The sequence below is a fragment of the Frankia sp. QA3 genome (assembly GCF_000262465.1).
Lineage (GTDB): Bacteria > Actinomycetota > Actinomycetes > Frankiales > Frankiaceae > Frankia.
The window spans coordinates 7,432,509-7,446,634 of sequence record NZ_CM001489.1; the positions used below are offsets into that span (position 1 = coordinate 7,432,509).

General features: G+C 72.0%; 16 protein-coding genes. 10 read left to right on the forward strand and 6 right to left on the reverse strand.

The genetic code is table 11. The annotated features are described in order from the left end of the window. Window positions 1–172 precede the first annotated feature (172 nt). Window positions 173–535 (forward strand): iron-sulfur cluster insertion protein ErpA, encoded by a 363-nt coding sequence (gene erpA, locus FRAQA3DRAFT_RS30385; RefSeq protein ID WP_009742888.1) that lies wholly within the window; start codon window positions 173–175, stop codon window positions 533–535. Between the two features lie 254 nt (window positions 536–789). After that, window positions 790–1,770 (forward strand): carbohydrate kinase family protein, encoded by a 981-nt coding sequence (locus tag FRAQA3DRAFT_RS30390; RefSeq protein ID WP_009742889.1) that lies wholly within the window; start codon window positions 790–792, stop codon window positions 1,768–1,770. A gap of 47 nt (window positions 1,771–1,817) precedes the next feature. Here FRAQA3DRAFT_RS30390 and FRAQA3DRAFT_RS30395 read toward each other — a convergent pair whose 3' ends face one another. Both FRAQA3DRAFT_RS30395 and FRAQA3DRAFT_RS30400 read right to left on the reverse strand, forming a co-directional pair. Further along, window positions 1,818–2,102, reverse strand: a complete 285-nt coding sequence (locus FRAQA3DRAFT_RS30395; RefSeq protein ID WP_009742890.1) for a sulfurtransferase TusA family protein — start codon at window positions 2,100–2,102, stop codon at window positions 1,818–1,820. A 258-nt stretch (window positions 2,103–2,360) separates the two neighbouring features. Beyond that, window positions 2,361–3,509: a cysteine desulfurase family protein gene (locus tag FRAQA3DRAFT_RS30400; RefSeq protein WP_009742891.1), complete on the reverse strand. Its 1,149-nt coding sequence runs from the start codon at window positions 3,507–3,509 to the stop codon at window positions 2,361–2,363. A gap of 245 nt (window positions 3,510–3,754) precedes the next feature. Between FRAQA3DRAFT_RS30400 and coxB the strand changes: the two genes are divergently transcribed. From coxB to FRAQA3DRAFT_RS30415, 3 genes are read left to right on the forward strand one after another with little or no spacing between them, the layout of a single operon-like run. Further along, complete coding sequence (coxB, locus tag FRAQA3DRAFT_RS30405; RefSeq protein WP_009742892.1) at window positions 3,755–4,726, forward strand: cytochrome c oxidase subunit II; 972 nt, start codon at window positions 3,755–3,757, stop codon at window positions 4,724–4,726. Then, window positions 4,723–6,405 carry a cytochrome c oxidase subunit I gene (ctaD, locus tag FRAQA3DRAFT_RS30410; RefSeq protein WP_009742893.1) on the forward strand — a complete coding sequence of 561 codons (1,683 nt, stop codon included), beginning with the start codon at window positions 4,723–4,725 and terminating at the stop codon, window positions 6,403–6,405. Before coxB ends, ctaD begins: the two co-directional genes overlap by 4 nt. Window positions 6,406–6,419: 14 nt before the next feature. Then, window positions 6,420–6,821: a cytochrome c oxidase subunit 4 gene (locus FRAQA3DRAFT_RS30415; protein ID WP_009742894.1), complete on the forward strand. Its 402-nt coding sequence runs from the start codon at window positions 6,420–6,422 to the stop codon at window positions 6,819–6,821. A gap of 437 nt (window positions 6,822–7,258) precedes the next feature. Here the strand turns inward: FRAQA3DRAFT_RS30415 and trpD are convergent, their stop codons facing one another. Further along, window positions 7,259–8,473: an anthranilate phosphoribosyltransferase gene (trpD, locus tag FRAQA3DRAFT_RS30420; RefSeq protein ID WP_232291828.1), complete on the reverse strand. Its 1,215-nt coding sequence runs from the start codon at window positions 8,471–8,473 to the stop codon at window positions 7,259–7,261. A gap of 5 nt (window positions 8,474–8,478) precedes the next feature. Next, complete coding sequence (locus FRAQA3DRAFT_RS30425; RefSeq protein ID WP_035921755.1) at window positions 8,479–8,907, reverse strand: response regulator; 429 nt, start codon at window positions 8,905–8,907, stop codon at window positions 8,479–8,481. Window positions 8,908–9,256: 349 nt separating this feature from the next. Here FRAQA3DRAFT_RS30425 and FRAQA3DRAFT_RS30430 point away from each other — a divergent pair, with 349 nt between their 5' ends. The 3 genes from FRAQA3DRAFT_RS30430 to FRAQA3DRAFT_RS30440 all read left to right on the forward strand — a co-directional run bounded on the left by FRAQA3DRAFT_RS30430 (window position 9,257) and on the right by FRAQA3DRAFT_RS30440 (window position 10,936). Continuing rightward, entirely contained in the window at window positions 9,257–9,697 is a 441-nt protein-coding gene (locus FRAQA3DRAFT_RS30430; RefSeq protein ID WP_009742897.1) for a transcriptional repressor, read from the forward strand. Window positions 9,698–9,721: 24 nt separating this feature from the next. Next, a complete protein-coding gene (locus tag FRAQA3DRAFT_RS30435) occupies window positions 9,722–10,162 on the forward strand; it encodes a rubrerythrin family protein (protein WP_009742898.1) in 441 nt (146 codons plus the stop codon). Between the two features lie 177 nt (window positions 10,163–10,339). Next, window positions 10,340–10,936 carry a DUF3501 family protein gene (locus FRAQA3DRAFT_RS30440; protein WP_009742899.1) on the forward strand — a complete coding sequence of 199 codons (597 nt, stop codon included), beginning with the start codon at window positions 10,340–10,342 and terminating at the stop codon, window positions 10,934–10,936. 45 nt (window positions 10,937–10,981) lie between these two features. On the opposite strand, the gene FRAQA3DRAFT_RS31955 is transcribed toward FRAQA3DRAFT_RS30440, so the two are convergent. Beyond that, window positions 10,982–11,485: a toll/interleukin-1 receptor domain-containing protein gene (locus tag FRAQA3DRAFT_RS31955; RefSeq protein ID WP_083873796.1), complete on the reverse strand. Its 504-nt coding sequence runs from the start codon at window positions 11,483–11,485 to the stop codon at window positions 10,982–10,984. Between the two features lie 266 nt (window positions 11,486–11,751). Here FRAQA3DRAFT_RS31955 and FRAQA3DRAFT_RS33920 point away from each other — a divergent pair, with 266 nt between their 5' ends. Next, entirely contained in the window at window positions 11,752–12,303 is a 552-nt protein-coding gene (locus FRAQA3DRAFT_RS33920; RefSeq protein WP_009742901.1) for an SseB family protein, read from the forward strand. 141 nt (window positions 12,304–12,444) lie between these two features. Here the strand turns inward: FRAQA3DRAFT_RS33920 and FRAQA3DRAFT_RS30455 are convergent, their stop codons facing one another. After that, complete coding sequence (locus tag FRAQA3DRAFT_RS30455; protein ID WP_009742902.1) at window positions 12,445–12,969, reverse strand: hypothetical protein; 525 nt, start codon at window positions 12,967–12,969, stop codon at window positions 12,445–12,447. Between the two features lie 517 nt (window positions 12,970–13,486). Here FRAQA3DRAFT_RS30455 and FRAQA3DRAFT_RS30460 point away from each other — a divergent pair. Further along, window positions 13,487–14,125 (forward strand): heme-copper oxidase subunit III, encoded by a 639-nt coding sequence (locus FRAQA3DRAFT_RS30460; RefSeq protein WP_009742903.1) that lies wholly within the window; start codon window positions 13,487–13,489, stop codon window positions 14,123–14,125. The last annotated feature ends 1 nt before the right edge of the window (window position 14,126 follow it).

Below are 14,126 nucleotides of genomic sequence, written 5' to 3' on the forward strand. Positions count from 1 at the left end.
TGGGCATGAACGTCGGCGCAGACGCTGTGCCGTGCCCGGGGCGTCGCCGAGGCGACTCGGCCCGCCGCGGGCAGTACCCGACCGGATGCAACCGACCGGAAGCGCAGTACCCGACCGGAACCAGTGATGCCTGGCACCTCAGGCACGTCCAGCAAGGGCAGGAGTAGTCCTTATGACCGTTCAGGACACGACGGAGACCGCGACGCAGTCCTCGACCGTCATCCTCACCGACACGGCCGCCGGCAAGGTCAAGACCCTGCTGGAGCAGGAGGGCCGGGATGACCTCAAGCTGCGCATCGCGGTGCAGCCCGGGGGCTGCTCGGGCATGCGCTACCAGCTCTTCTTCGACGAGCGGTCCCTCGACGGCGACACCGTCCTGGACTTCTCCGGTGTCAAGGTCGTCCTCGACCGGATGAGCTCCCCGTACCTCGGCGGCGCGACGATCGACTTCGTCGACACCATCGAGAAGCAGGGCTTCACCATCGACAACCCGAACGCACAGGGTTCCTGCGCCTGCGGCGACTCGTTCCACTGATCGACCGAGGGGCCGACCCGGCCCGCGGCCGCTCGCCAGCCCTGGTGCATTCCTCTCACCAGCGGCCTGGAAACGGTGGCCGGCGTCGTGGTGACGCCGGCGGATAGATCCTCCGAAGAAGCCCGGTCCGACCTGCCACGGTCGGGCCGGGCTTCTTCGCCTTTCTGTCCGCGGCCGGCGGCTGCCCGCGGCTCGGTCACGGGAACGGCGGGGGCTGTTCCGGGCCGCCACAGGTGCCGGTAGGCTCCACGATCGTGCGTATCGCCGTGACGGGTTCCATTGCCACCGACCACCTCATGCGTTTCCCGGGGCGGTTCGCCGAGCAGCTGCTCGCCGATCAGCTCCAGAGCGTGTCGCTGTCCTTCCTCGTCGACGAGCTCGTGATCCGCCGCGGGGGGGTGGCGGCCAACATCGCGTTCGGCCTCGGCCGGCTCGGCCTGCGCCCGATCCTCGTCGGTGCCGTCGGGGAGGATTTCGCCGACTACCGCTCCTGGCTCGACCGGCACGGGGTGGACACCACCTCCGTGCGGGTCAGTGAGATCGCGCACACGGCCCGTTTCGTCTGCACCACCGACGAGGACCTCAACCAGATCGCCTCCTTCTACCCGGGGGCGATGAGCGAGGCCGCCGAGATCGAGCTCGGGCCGATCGCCGACCGCTTCGGCGGCCTGGACATCGTGATCATCAGCCCGAACGACCCCGGTGCGATGGTGCGGCACAGCCAGGAGTGCCGCGAGGCCGGCTACGCCTTCGCCGCCGACCCGTCCCAGCAGCTGGCGCTGCTGCAGGGCCCGCAGATCCGTGAGCTCGTCGACGGCGCGGCCTACCTGTTCTGCAACGAGTACGAGAAGGCGCTGCTGGCCAGCAAGTCCGGCTGGAGTGACGCGGAGATCCTGGCGAAGGTCGGCGTGCGGGTCACCACCCACGGCAAGGACGGCGTCGTGATCGAGGCGCCGGAGAGCGACCCGATCCGCGTCCCCGTGGTGCCCGCCCGGGCCACCCCGGACCCGACGGGCGTCGGCGACGCATTCCGTGCCGGCTTCTTCGCCGGGCTGTCCTGGGAGCTGCCGCTCGAACGCTCCGCCCAGGTCGGCTGCCTGCTCGCCACCCTGGTGCTGGAGACCCTCGGCCCGCAGGAGTACACGGCCGAGCCGTCCGACGCGCTCAAGCGGATCACCGAGGCCTATGGCGCCGACGCGGCCGCCCAGATCGCCGAGCACCTGCCCACCGCCTGAACGGCCTGAACCGGCGGCCGCGGCCGGGCGCCGGGACAGGGCTGCGCTCAGGCGAGGCGCCGGATGACGAACTCCTCGCCGCCGGCCGGCAGCGCGCGCACCGCCACCAGTTCCTGACCCCGCAGCCGGCACCAGGCCGCCACGTCCGGGCCGGCCGCCGGATCGTCCGCCCAGAGGGTGATGGTGTCGCCGGGCACCACCGAGCCGAACGCACGGGCGAGGTCGATGATCGGCAGCGGGCAGCGCCGGCCGCGTGAATCCAGCGTGCCCGCCGGCGCGACGATTCCCCGATCGGGCCCCGTTTCGGCGCCCGACGGCCCGTCGGTGGTCATCGTCGGCTCACCTCCCCGCCCCTCCGACATCGGGCGTGGCTGCCCATGATCATCGTCGGCCTGGTCATCGTCGGCCTGGTCATCGTCGGCCTGGTTCCACTGCTCGCGCCGCGCCTTGGCCGGCCGTGAGCCGGCAGGTCACGGGCCGTTCGGTGCCGGGCCGGGCGTCGGCGGATCCGGGTGCCGTTGGTCGCCCGGCCCCCGGGGCCGCCGTCCCGGGCCGGCCGGCCGCACGTCGCGCCGGGCTGGGCCGTCCGGTCACAGCTCGTCCGCCCCCAGCCGCGCCCGCACGGCCCGCACGGCGCCCGGCAGGACGTCGAGGAGGGCGTCGAGGTCGGCCTGGGTGGAGTCGCGGCCGAACGACACCCGCAGGTTCCCGTGGGTCAGCGCGCCCATCGCGACCAGAACGTGGCTCGGGGCGAGGGTGTCGGAGGTGCAGCTGGACCCGGAGCTGACCGCGATGCCGGCCCGGTCCAGCTCGGTCAGCAGCGCCTCACCCTCGACGTAGAGGCAGGAGAACGCGGTGATGTGCGGCACGGTCGGGGCCTGGTCCGGGTCGCCGAGCAGCTCCACCCCGTCGACGAGCTCGGGTAGCCGGCGCCGCAGGTCACCGACGTAGCCGGCCAGCCGCGGGCCCTCCGCCGCGATCTCCGCCGTGCGGGCGGCCAGCGCGGCGGCGGCGGCCACGATCGCCGGGACGTCCGGGTAGCCGGCGACCCGCCCGCCCTCGCGCTCGTCGGCCGGCCCGGGGCTGCGCCAGCGGGTCCCCGTGCGCACCACGAGGATGCCGACCCCGGCCGGGCCGCCGAACTTGTGGGCGCTCGCGGTCAGCAGGTCCGCGCCGAGCACGCCCAGGTCGACGGGCACCCGGCCGACCGTCACGGCCGCATCGGTGTGCAGCGGGACGCCCGCGGCGTGCAGCCGCTCGGCGACCTCGGCGACCGGCTGGACGGTGCCGACCTCGTGGTTGGCGTGCTGAAGGCTGGCCACGGCGGCGCCGGGAACCGGCGCGAACGCGGCCGGATCGACCCGCCCGAAGCGGTCGACCCCCACCTCCACGACCCGCCCGCCGGCCTGTTCGTGGTGCTGCGCCGCGTGCAGCACGCTGGAGTGCTCGACCGCGCTCACCATGATCACATTGCCGGCGCGGCGGCGGGCGGACGCCGTGCCCAGCAGGGCGAGCGTGGCCGCTGCGGTCCCGCTCGCCGCGAAGCTGACCTCGTCGGGCCGGGCGCCGAGAACGCCCGCGACGGTCTCGCGGGCCGCGTCCAGCAGCATCCGGGCGCGGCGGCCCTCGCGGTAGAGCCGCGCCGGGTCCGCCCAGCCGTCCTGAAGCGCCACCCCCAGCGCCTCCCGTGCCGCGGGGTGCAGGGGCGTGGTCGACGCGTGGTCGAGATAGGCCGACACGGGTGCGACGCTACGCCGTGACGAGCCTTGGGGGGCGTGCGTCACAGGCCCTTGATGGGGCCTGTGACGAGAAGCTGCCGGGCCGCTGAGATACGCTGCTGCCGCACCATCTACAGCGTGTCGAAGACAGCATGTCGTCCGGAGGGATCGACCGGGGTGACATGGCGTTTCTGGGGCTTCGCGGATGGCGGCGGACAGCCTCCGCCCCGTCGACGCGGGCCGCTAGTCGTGGGAGGCAGGACCTGGTGAGGAGATCCTTCGGTCGGACCCGGCCGTCGGTCGCGGATGTCGAGGAGACGCCGACGACGCCGGCTGACTCCGGCGTTGCGGGCGGGGTCGCGGACGACGCGGTCGAGGCGGTTGGCACGGTCGGCGCCCATGGGAGGCGACGGGCGCGGCCGGTTCGCCGACCCTTGCGCCTGGTCGGCGCTCTCGCCGTCGTGGGGATCGCGGCGACCGCCTGCGAAAAACCCAACTTCGGCTATCCGGATGGTGTGACCAACCACACTCCGCGGCTGCTCAACATCTGGCAGGGCTCGGCGATCGCGGCGCTGATTGTCGGCGTGATCGTCTGGGGCATGATCCTCTACGCGGTCGTCGCCTTCCGTAAGCGCAGCGACGTGCTCCCGCGGCAGGTCCGGTACAACCTGCCCGTCGAGATCCTGTACACCGTCGTACCCGTCGTGATCGTGGCCGGGATGTTCTACTACACCGCGCGCGACGAGTCGAAGGTCACGAAGCTCTCGGCCAACCCGGACGTCACGGTGGACGTCATCGGCTTCCGGTGGAACTGGCAGTTCAAGTACATCGACCCCGGCGCCGGTCACAAGGGGCCGAACCAGATCGAGGTCACCGGCCGGCCCGGTGAGCCCGCGGTGCTGGTCCTGCCGCAGAACCGCTCCATCCGGTTCGTGGAGACCTCGCCGGACGTCATCCACTCCTTCTGGGTGCCCGAGTTCCTGTTCAAGCGGGACGTCGTGCCCGGTCGGATCAACCAGTTCGAGCTCACCGTGACCAAGACCGGTACCTTCATCGGTCGCTGCGCCGAGCTCTGCGGGACCGACCACGACCGGATGAACTTCTACGTGAAGGTCGTGCCGCAGGACGAGTACGACAGGTTCATCACGGAGCGGCAGAACGCCCCCGTGCCGTCGACGTCGGCCGGCACGACGACCGCCGCCGCCGCAACCACCGCCACCACCGGGAGCGGACAGTGACCCTCGTGCAAGAGTCGGGCGTCGGCCACGCCGAGCCCGAGCAACCCCACCTACCCAAGCGGACGAACCTGCTCGGCTACCTGCGCACGACGTCCCACAAGGACATCGCGGTCATGTACTTCGTGACCTCGTTCGCGTTCTTCCTGTTCGCCGGCATCCTGGCGGTCATGATGCGAGCCGAGCTCGCCCGGCCGGGTCTGCAGGACTTCTCCAACGAGCAGTACAACCAGCTGTTCACGATGCACGGCACGCTGATGCTGCTGATGTTCGCGACGCCGATCGCGTTCGCCTACGCGAACTTCCTGGTGCCGCTGCAGATCGGCTCGCCGGACGTCGCGTTCCCGCGGCTCAACGCGCTGTCGTACTGGTTCTTCCTGTTCGGCAGCCTCACGGTGGTGGCCGGTTTCCTCACCCCGAACGGCGCGGCGTCGTTCGGCTGGTTCGCCTACTCGCCGCTGAACAACGAGGTCTACTCGCCCGGGGCGGGCTCCGACCTGTGGATCGTCGGCCTGACGGTGTCCGGTCTCGGCACCATCCTCGGCGCCGTCAACATGATCACCACGATCCTGACGCTGCGCGCGCCCGGCATGACGATGTTCCGGCTGCCGATCTTCTGCTGGAACTTCCTCGTCACCTCGATCCTCGTGCTGGTCGCCTTCCCGGTGCTCGCCGCGGCGCTGCTGGCGCTGGAGGCCGACCGCCGGTTCGGTGCGCACGTGTTCGACGCCGCGAACGGCGGCGCGCTGCTCTGGCAGCACCTGTTCTGGTTCTTCGGCCATCCCGAGGTCTACATCCTCGCCCTGCCGTTCTTCGGGATCATCAGCGAGATCCTGCCGGTGTTCTCCCGCAAACCGCTGTTCGGCTACAAGGGCCTCGTCTACGCCACCATCGGCATCGGCGCCCTGTCGATCGCGGTGTGGGCGCACCACATGTACGTCACCGGCGCCGTGCTGCTGCCGTTCTTCGCCTTCCTGTCGTTCCTGATCGCGGTGCCGACCGGCATCAAGTTCTTCAACTGGATCGGCACGATGTGGCGCGGGCAGCTCACCTTCGAGACGCCGATGCTGTTCAGCATCGGCTTCCTGGTGACCTTCCTGTTCGGCGGGTTGACCGGGGTGCTGCTGGCCAGCCCGCCGATCGACTTCCACGTCAGTGACAGCTACTTCGTCGTCGCCCACTTCCACTACGTGATCTTCGGAACCGTCGTGTTCGCCGCCTACGCCGGCACCTACTTCTGGTTCCCGAAGGTCACCGGCCGGATGATGAACGACCGCCTGGGTAAGATCCACTTCTGGACGGTGTTCCTCGGCTTCCACGCCACGTTCCTGGTGCAGCACTGGCTGGGCCTGCGGGGCATGCCCCGCCGGTATGCCGACTACAGCCCGACGGACGGCTTCACCACCCTGAACACCGTGTCGACCGCCGGTTCGTTCCTGCTGGCGCTGTCGACGCTGCCGTTCATCTACAACATGTGGCACTCGTACCGCAGGGGCCAGCTCGCCGTCGTCGACGACCCGTGGGGTTATGGCAACTCCCTGGAGTGGGCGACGTCCTGCCCGCCGCCACGGCACAACTTCCGGACGCTGCCGCGGATTCGCTCCGAGCGGCCCGCGTTCGACCTGCACTTCCCGGCCACGATCGGCCGGGTCGATTATCACGCGACACCCGAGATCGGTTAGGGGACGGTGATCGTATGAAGGTGGAAGGCATCATCTTCAGCTTCTTCGGCGTCTTCGCCGGGGCTGCGGCGCTGGTCTACTGGTTCTGGGCGAAGGACCCGACCGGCACCGCGGCGCTCACCCTCACCACCGGGTTGGGCCTGCTGGTCGGCGGCTACCTGATCTTCACCGGGCGCCGGATCGGCATGCGGCCGCAGGACCTGCCGGACGCCGAGGTGGCGGACGGCGCCGGCGAGCTCGGGCACTTCACGCCGGGCAGCTACTACCCGTTCTTCATCGGGGCGAGCTCGGTGACGGCCGCCATGGGCCTCGTCTTCGGGATCTGGCTGCTCGTCCTCGGCCTGGCGATGGTCGTGGTGTTCACGACCTGCCTCGTGTTCGAGAACTTCTGGCACCCCCCGGTGCCCGAGGACTGAGACGCGTGCCCGCGGCCCGGGGCAGAACCCGGCCGCGGCCTCTGACACGAGGGCGTGGATGGGGCCGGCAGATGCTTCGGCATCGGCCGGCCCCATTCGCGTGTGCGCCCCCGCCGTGGGTCTCGCTGCTTCTCCCGCCCTCGCGGGGGCGCCGGGCTCCACGGCGGCATGGGTGGGTCAGGTCTGGGTCGGGATCGACGCGGGCCGGGGATCCGCCCGGACGCGCACCCCGGTTCCGCGGAACACCATGATCGCTGGTGCTGGTGCTGGTGCTGGTGCTGGACGTGTGGTGCGGTTGCGCGCTCGCCACGCTGACCCCTGACCGGCGGCTACGAGTCAGCCTTCGCGTCGTCGAACACGCGATCTTCCCCCCCTGTCGCCAGCACCGCCCAAGGCCGCCTCCCACAGGGAAGGGGTCGGGTCGACCGGCCAGGCGCTCAGCGGGCGGTGGTATCGGCGGCTGCGGCGGCGGCCTGGCTGGCGCCTACCCAGCGGTCCAGGACTGCGGCGGCGGCGCCGGAGTCGATGGCGTGCGCGGCCCGGGGCAGCGCCCCGGCGATCTGCTCGGTGACGGGCGCCTCGGTCGGGCCCGCGGCCGCGACCAGCGAGGCGGCGGCGGCGAGCAGCACCGCGTCGCGGACCGGACCCGGCTCGCCGGCGAGCAGCGCGCGGGCGACGGCGGCGTTGTGGGGGGCATCGGCGCCGCGCAGGGCGGCGACGTCCGGCACGTGGATGCCGACATCGCGCGGGTCGAACCGATCACGGCGCGGCGGCGGAGCCGGGGCCCCGCTCCTCCCGGCGGCGGCCGCCCCGGCGGTGGCGGTGGCGGTCGCGGTCGCGAGGGTGAGCCGGGTGTCGGCGGCACCGGCCGGGTCGCCGGGGATCACCCAGACGGTGGAGGTGGTCGTCGGGGTGAGCTCGTCGAGACCGTCGTCGCCGCGAAAGACCAGCGCCCGGGTGCCGCGGTCGGCGAGGACCTGCGCGACGACCGGCGCGAGGCGGGCGTCGGCGACCCCGATGGCCTGCGCGCCCGGGGCGGCCGGGTTGGTCAGCGGGCCGAGGATGTTGAACGCCGTCGGGACGCCGATCTCGGCGCGCGGGCCGCCGACGTGCCGCATCGCCGGGTGGAAGATCCGGGCGAAGCAGAAGGCGATGCCGGCCGCCCGCAGGCACGCCTCGACCCCGGCCGGGGACAGGTCGACGACGACGCCGAGCTCGGCGAGCAGGTCGGCCGAGCCGCAGGCCGACGACGCGGCCCGGTTGCCGTGCTTGATCACAGGCACGCCCGCGCCGGCCACGACGAAGGCGGCCATCGTGGACAGGTTGACCGTGTTGGACCGGTCGCCGCCCGTCCCGCAGGTGTCCACCGCGCGTGCTCGGATCTCGTCGGGGATGCGCAGCGCAGCGGCGTGGGCGAGCATCGCCGCGATCAGCCCGCCGATCTCGGCCGCCGTCTCGCCCTTGGCACGCAGCGCCACCGCGAACCCCGCGATCTGGGCGGGGGAGGCGGCGCCGGCCATGATCTGGTCCATGGCCCAGGCCGTCCGCGCCGAGTCCAGGGACTCGCGGGCGAGCAGGGCGCCGATCAGCTCCGGCCAGCTCGTCGTCGCCGTGGCCACCTCGGTGGGCGCCACGGTCGCCTCGATGGTCACCCGCGTCAGCCGGCGAGCTGGGCGCCCGTCAGCGGCCGCCGGGCCGCCGCGCCGCCGGCCCGTGCGCGCAGCAGCGTCACGACGGCCTCGGTGAGCCGGCCGGGGTCGACCGGGTGGGAGACGACGGCGTCGGCCTGCGACCAGGTGGCCAGCCACCGGTCATCCGCCCGGGCGACGAGCAGAATCGTCGGCGGGCAGTCGGCCACCTCGTTCTTCAGCTGGCGGCACAGGCCCATGCCGCCGGTGGGGGCGGCCTCCCCGTCGAAGATGCACAGATCCGCTTCGTGGTGGTCGACCACGCCGATCGCCTCGGCGGCGTCGGCGGCCTCGACGAACTCCAGCGGGCCGAGGTCGGCGGCGGGCAGTCGACCGATCGCGGTGATGACTCGCGCGCGCACGTCGGCGCGGTCGGCGTAGACGAGGACGGTGCTCATGGCGTCCGCGGCCTTTCGCATCAGGTGGCCACCGCCGACCGGCGGCCCGGGGTGGACCGCCGCTCCGCCCGCGACCGGACCCGCCGCGGGGCGGGTGACCGGGAGCGATCAGGAGCGACCGGGTGACCGGCGCGATCCGCTCCGAAGATTACCCGCTTACGGGCCCGCGTCATCCCCTCTCCGCCCGCGCGGGAGCCGCCGGGCCGGGGTGGTTGCCAGCCGGCGGGAAGAACGGTGATACTGAGAGTCGTTCTCAACCAGCGGAGCCATCCGTCGGCGGTTCCTCCGGGCGTTCGCCCGGGACGAAGGGCGGCGAGGGGTGCTCCGCTGCGACCGACGGGCGTGATCCATGACCGACCTGGCTGATCTTCGACTGACCCCTCAACGGATGGCCGTGCTGGAGGTCCTGCGGGCCGCCGACGACCATCCCACCGCGGCCGAGGTGTACGAGCGGGTACGCCGCGCCTCCCCGCGGATCGGCAGCGCTACGGTGTACCGCACCCTGGCGCTGTTGGTGTCGACCGGTCGGGCGTTGGAACTCAACCTGGGCGACGGCGCGGCGGCCCGGTACGACGCCAACACCCGCCGCCACGACCATGCGGTCTGTGACGGCTGCGGCCGCGCGGTCGACATCGATCACCCCGTACCGGACGGAATGATGGCGGAGATCGCCCGTCGCTCGGGCTTCGCCATCACCGGATACGACCTGCAGTTCCGGGGGCTGTGTCCGGACTGTCAGGCGAACGGCTCCGATCCGGCCCGCACCGCGGGCGGGACCGGCCAACAGTGAACACCCACGCCAAAGGAGCGCTTCATGCCGAAGCTTGACGGCACCAAGACCCACGAGAACCTCAAGGAGGCGTTCGCCGGCGAGAGCCAGGCCAACCGTCGTTACCTGTACTTCGCCCGTCGGGCCGACATCGAGGGCCTGACCGACGCCTCCTCGCTGTTCCGCGACACCGCGGAGGGCGAGACCGGGCACGCCTTCGGGCACCTGGACTTCCTCGCCGAGGTCGGCGACCCGGCCACCGGCGAGCCGCTGGGCACCACCGCCAAGAACCTGGCCAGCGCCGTGGCCGGCGAGACCTACGAGTTCACCGCCATGTACCCCGGCTTCGCGAAGACCGCCCGTGAGGAGGGCTTCGAGGAGATCGCGGACTGGTTCTCGACCCTCGCCCGCGCCGAGAAGACCCACGCCGGCCGGTTCAAGAAGGCCCTCGACGCCCTCAACGCCGAGGAGACCGCCGACGCCTGATCGGCCCCCTGGCACCACACCGGTGGCCGGCTCCGAGCATCATCCCGTCGGAGCCGGCCACTGTCGGTGCTCGCCACCGGCCGCAGCGCCCGGCACCACCGCATCACCGCGCGCATCACCGCGCATCACCGCATCGCCGTCGAACACCACCCTCGCTTCCGGACAGGAGGCCGCGCCATGGCGCTGACCGTCGCCGACATCACCACCGACCACCAGGCGTACGCGGAGAGCCGCCCGCAACTGCGCCGCCAGATGATCCCGGTGCGTGCCGAGCGCCGCGTCCGGGTCGGCGACATCGTCCTCGCCGAGTTCGAGAACGAGCAGACCCTGCGCTACCAGGTGCAGGAGATGGTCTACACCGAGCGGCTGACGGCCTCCGCCGACGTCGCCCACGAGATCGAGGCATACTCCCGCCTGCTGCCCGGCAGTCACGTCCTGACCGCCACCGTGTTCATCGAGCTCAACGTGCTCGAGACGGTGCGCCAGGAGCTCAGCCGCCTCGCCGGCCTGCAGCACAGCCTGTCCCTGGAGATCGGCGGCACCCGCATCGCGGGGGAGGAGATCCCCGGCCTCGACGAGGACCCGGACGTCCCCTCCGAGACGGTCTCGGTGCACATGGTGCGCTTCGCGCTGACCGACGAGCTCCGCGACGCCTTCCGCGACCCGGACGTCCCCGCCGAACTCGTCGTCGACCACCCCGAGTACAACGACTCCACCCCGCTGACCGGCGCCACCCGCCGCGCCCTCATCGCCGACCTCGCCCTGCGCCCCTGACCCGCCCCGCCGGCCTCCTCTGCAGGACGGAGGGCCTTCATCGGGTCAGGGCTGCCTGCCGAGCCACCTGCTCCGGTGGCGACCGCGCTCTCGCTGTCGGTCGATGCGACTCAGCATCTGCCCGGTTGCCTGGGCAGCAGAGTGGTCGTTTCCGAGGGTTTGGCGTTGGCGGGTGAGGGTGTCCTGGGCGAGGTCGCGGGCCGCCTGATGGTCGCCCAGCTCGTTCAAGGCGACGGCGAGGTTGTGTGCAGTGGTCAGGGTCTGGGGGTGACCGCCCGGGTCCTGCTGGAAGGCGGTCTCCCACTCCTTGTGGCCGTACACCGAGCTCAGAGAGGCCTCGGACAGCACCGCCGGAACCCGTTGGCTGGTGCGGACCCCCTCGGCCATGCGGGTCATCCAGTGCGCGCCGGGGACGAAGTCCCACGCCTGGATCAGCACCCGGTAGCCGGCGTTCTCCAGTTGCCAGGCGATCCACTCCGCCCAGGCCTGATCAGCGGATGTGTAGGACACGAAGAAGTCCCAACCCAGCCGGCCCCCCGAAGCGGGCATATCAGGATTCTGCTCCCCCATGAGATCAGACTGCCCCGGCCCGTGCGCGTCTTGAAACAGGCGGCCGTCCCTCATACGGGCCACCGATCCGGGGAACGGATAGTCGGGGAAGCATGAGGTCGGTGGGCCACTCCGGGCGGCCGGCGAGATTTGTCGCGGGTCATCCGTTCGCCAGCGCCCGCGACCGGGTACGCGAAGGGCTTACGGCACACCACGGCTTACGGCACACCACGTCAGCACGTTCATCCACGTCAAGGGAGTCACCCGTGACCGATGACCAGCTACGTCCCGACCTCGCGTCCGCCGGTTCAGGCGCTCCCGACCCGTCCCGCGGGGCCCCCGGCCGCAACCCGGCGCATGCCGGCGCGACCGCCCGCGACGCCAGGCCCGCCAGGGACTCCAGCGCAGCGCCGGCGGCCGGCGGCCGGCCGTCCGAGCAGGGCGCGGCGGCGCTCGACGCGTTGCACCGCCTGGCCGAGGGGGAGGACGAGCGTTCCGCGCTCGGTGACCTCGCCCTCGCGGACGTCCTGCTGCCCGACCTCGGCAACGACGTCACCGACCTGTCCGAGGAGAGCGAGGTCCTGCAACTGCCCGTTGCGGAGCGTCAGGACGGGACCCAGTTCGTCCCGACGTTCACCTCCGAGCAGCGCCTGACGGAGGCTCTGCCCGACGTCGCCCGCTACCGCACGGTCCAGATCGCGACCCTGGGCCGGATCTGGCCGTCCGACGACCTGCTGCTGGCGGTGGATCCCGGTTCCGAGACCGGGATTGCCCTGCCGGCGGAGGGCCTGCGGGCACTCGCCGCCTTGTCCGCCTGACCTGGCCGTCCGTTCGATCTGACCGGCCTGCCGCACGCCTTCCGCCTGGGCGTGCGGCCGGGGCCGGGCCGCCCGGCCGGTCCCAGCGCGGCCGTGTGCCCGGCGGCGGCCGTAGCCGTCGGTGAGGGGTGGCGGTTCGGTCTACCGACCGTCATCTCTCGGCGGCGCGTCGCCGGCTCGGCCGGCGGGGGGCGGCGCCAGCGCCTGCCATCCCAGGTAGGTCACGGGGAACCGCATCTCCAGACCGGTCATCCGGGCCCGTTCCCGGGCCACGTCCAGCACGGTCGGCACCGTCTGGCGGGTCGCGACGAGCCGCTCCGGGCCGAGGCGGCGGACCTCGTAGCCGTCCCGCTCGACCAGGGCGCGCAGCGCCGCCTCGCTTGCCCTGCCACGGGCTTCCGTGTCCGTTTCGTCCCGGTGGGCAGGCGGGGAAGCGCCCGTGGGTACGTCGCGTGCCGGCGTGCCGGCCGCGTCGGGTGGCCCGGCAAGGGCGAACAGGTGCCGCAGCAGCACGGGTGTGCCGGGTGGATGGCCGGCGGCGGCCAGCGCGGCCAGCGCGGGGCCCTCGCCCGCGGCCGGGTCGGACGACGAGGCGAGCACGGCGAGGGAGCCGTCGTCGACCAGGACCGGCGCCGCGGCGCGACCGGACCGCCGAAGCCATCGCATCACGTATCTCGCTCCCGTCCGACCACGATCCTGGCGGGCACGCGATCGGCCCGCCGACCGTTCTCTCTTCGCTGCCCGTTCTCCGCCCGGCGGGCCGCCTCCGAACGCGGCCCCGCACCTCGATCCTCCCGACCTGCCCACCGGCGGTGCCCGCCCGGGTGCGCGCGCCGCTTGGCGGGCCCCGTGACCTGCCGTTTCGATCGGCGGGGGCGGTCGCCTGCCGTGCGGCCGTCCACTCGGGCCGTGCCGTCTGGCCCGAGTGGACCGTGCCGGGCGACCCGGCTCGTGAGGTGGACGCTCGACGGGTGAGGCACGCAACATCCGCCGGGATCGCGCCGGTCGCCATGGTTTTTTCGACTCCCGTCGCTGCACCCCGAGGACCTGCGGTTTCCGCTGCGACGCAGGGATTTGTGCGGTGGGTGGGGCGGTCCGCACGGCGTCTCGGGCCGGTCATCGACGAGTCGTAGTCCTACCGAACGTCGAACCTACGGTGGCGCCTGGAGCGTCGCGTGCCAGAATGACCGTCGTGGCCTCAGCCCCCGTCCTCGAGAAGGCTCCTCCACCACACCCGACGGCCAACCGTCCCTCGATGGTCTCGGTCGGCACGGTCGTGTGGTTGTCGTCGGAGCTGATGTTCTTCGCGTCCCTGTTCGCGATGTACTTCACGATCCGTTCGGTCAACAGCGGCAACTGGCCGCCGACGACCGGCGATCCCGTCGGTTCCGAACACGGGCCCGTGGAGTTGCACGTCGGGTACGCGCTGTTCTTCACCGTGATCCTGGTGCTGTCCAGCGTCACCTGCCAGCTCGGGGTGTTCGCCGCCGAGCGCGGTGACGTCTTCGGGCTGCGGCGTTGGTACCTGATCTCGCTGATCATGGGCCTTGTCTTCGTCGGCGGCCAGGCGAACGAGTACTTCGGCGAGAACGAGTTCACGATGGCGTCGCACGCCTACGGCTCGGTGTACTACCTGACCACCGGGTTCCACGGGCTGCACGTCATCGGTGGTCTCGTCGCCTTCGTCATGGTGCTGGGCCGGTCGACGTTTGGGCGCTTCACGCCGGAGAAGGCGACATCGGCGATCGTCGTGTCGTACTACTGGCACTTCGTCGACGTCGTCTGGATCGCCCTGTTCGCGACCATCTACCTCCTCCAGTGAG

Coding starts and splice junctions, on each gene's coding strand:
- erpA (WP_009742888.1), top strand. CDS start 173: ATGACCGTTCAGGACACGACGGAGACCGCGACGCAGTCCTCGACCGTC.
- FRAQA3DRAFT_RS30395 (WP_009742890.1), bottom strand. CDS start 2,102: ATGACCACCGACGGGCCGTCGGGCGCCGAAACGGGGCCCGATCGGGGA.
- FRAQA3DRAFT_RS30415 (WP_009742894.1), top strand. CDS start 6,420: ATGAAGGTGGAAGGCATCATCTTCAGCTTCTTCGGCGTCTTCGCCGGG.
- FRAQA3DRAFT_RS30425 (WP_035921755.1), bottom strand. CDS start 8,907: ATGAGCACCGTCCTCGTCTACGCCGACCGCGCCGACGTGCGCGCGCGA.
- FRAQA3DRAFT_RS30430 (WP_009742897.1), top strand. CDS start 9,257: ATGACCGACCTGGCTGATCTTCGACTGACCCCTCAACGGATGGCCGTG.
- FRAQA3DRAFT_RS30435 (WP_009742898.1), top strand. CDS start 9,722: ATGCCGAAGCTTGACGGCACCAAGACCCACGAGAACCTCAAGGAGGCG.
- FRAQA3DRAFT_RS30440 (WP_009742899.1), top strand. CDS start 10,340: ATGGCGCTGACCGTCGCCGACATCACCACCGACCACCAGGCGTACGCG.
- FRAQA3DRAFT_RS31955 (WP_083873796.1), bottom strand. CDS start 11,485: ATGCCCGCTTCGGGGGGCCGGCTGGGTTGGGACTTCTTCGTGTCCTAC.
- FRAQA3DRAFT_RS30455 (WP_009742902.1), bottom strand. CDS start 12,969: ATGCGATGGCTTCGGCGGTCCGGTCGCGCCGCGGCGCCGGTCCTGGTC.
- FRAQA3DRAFT_RS30460 (WP_009742903.1), top strand. CDS start 13,487: ATGACCGTCGTGGCCTCAGCCCCCGTCCTCGAGAAGGCTCCTCCACCA.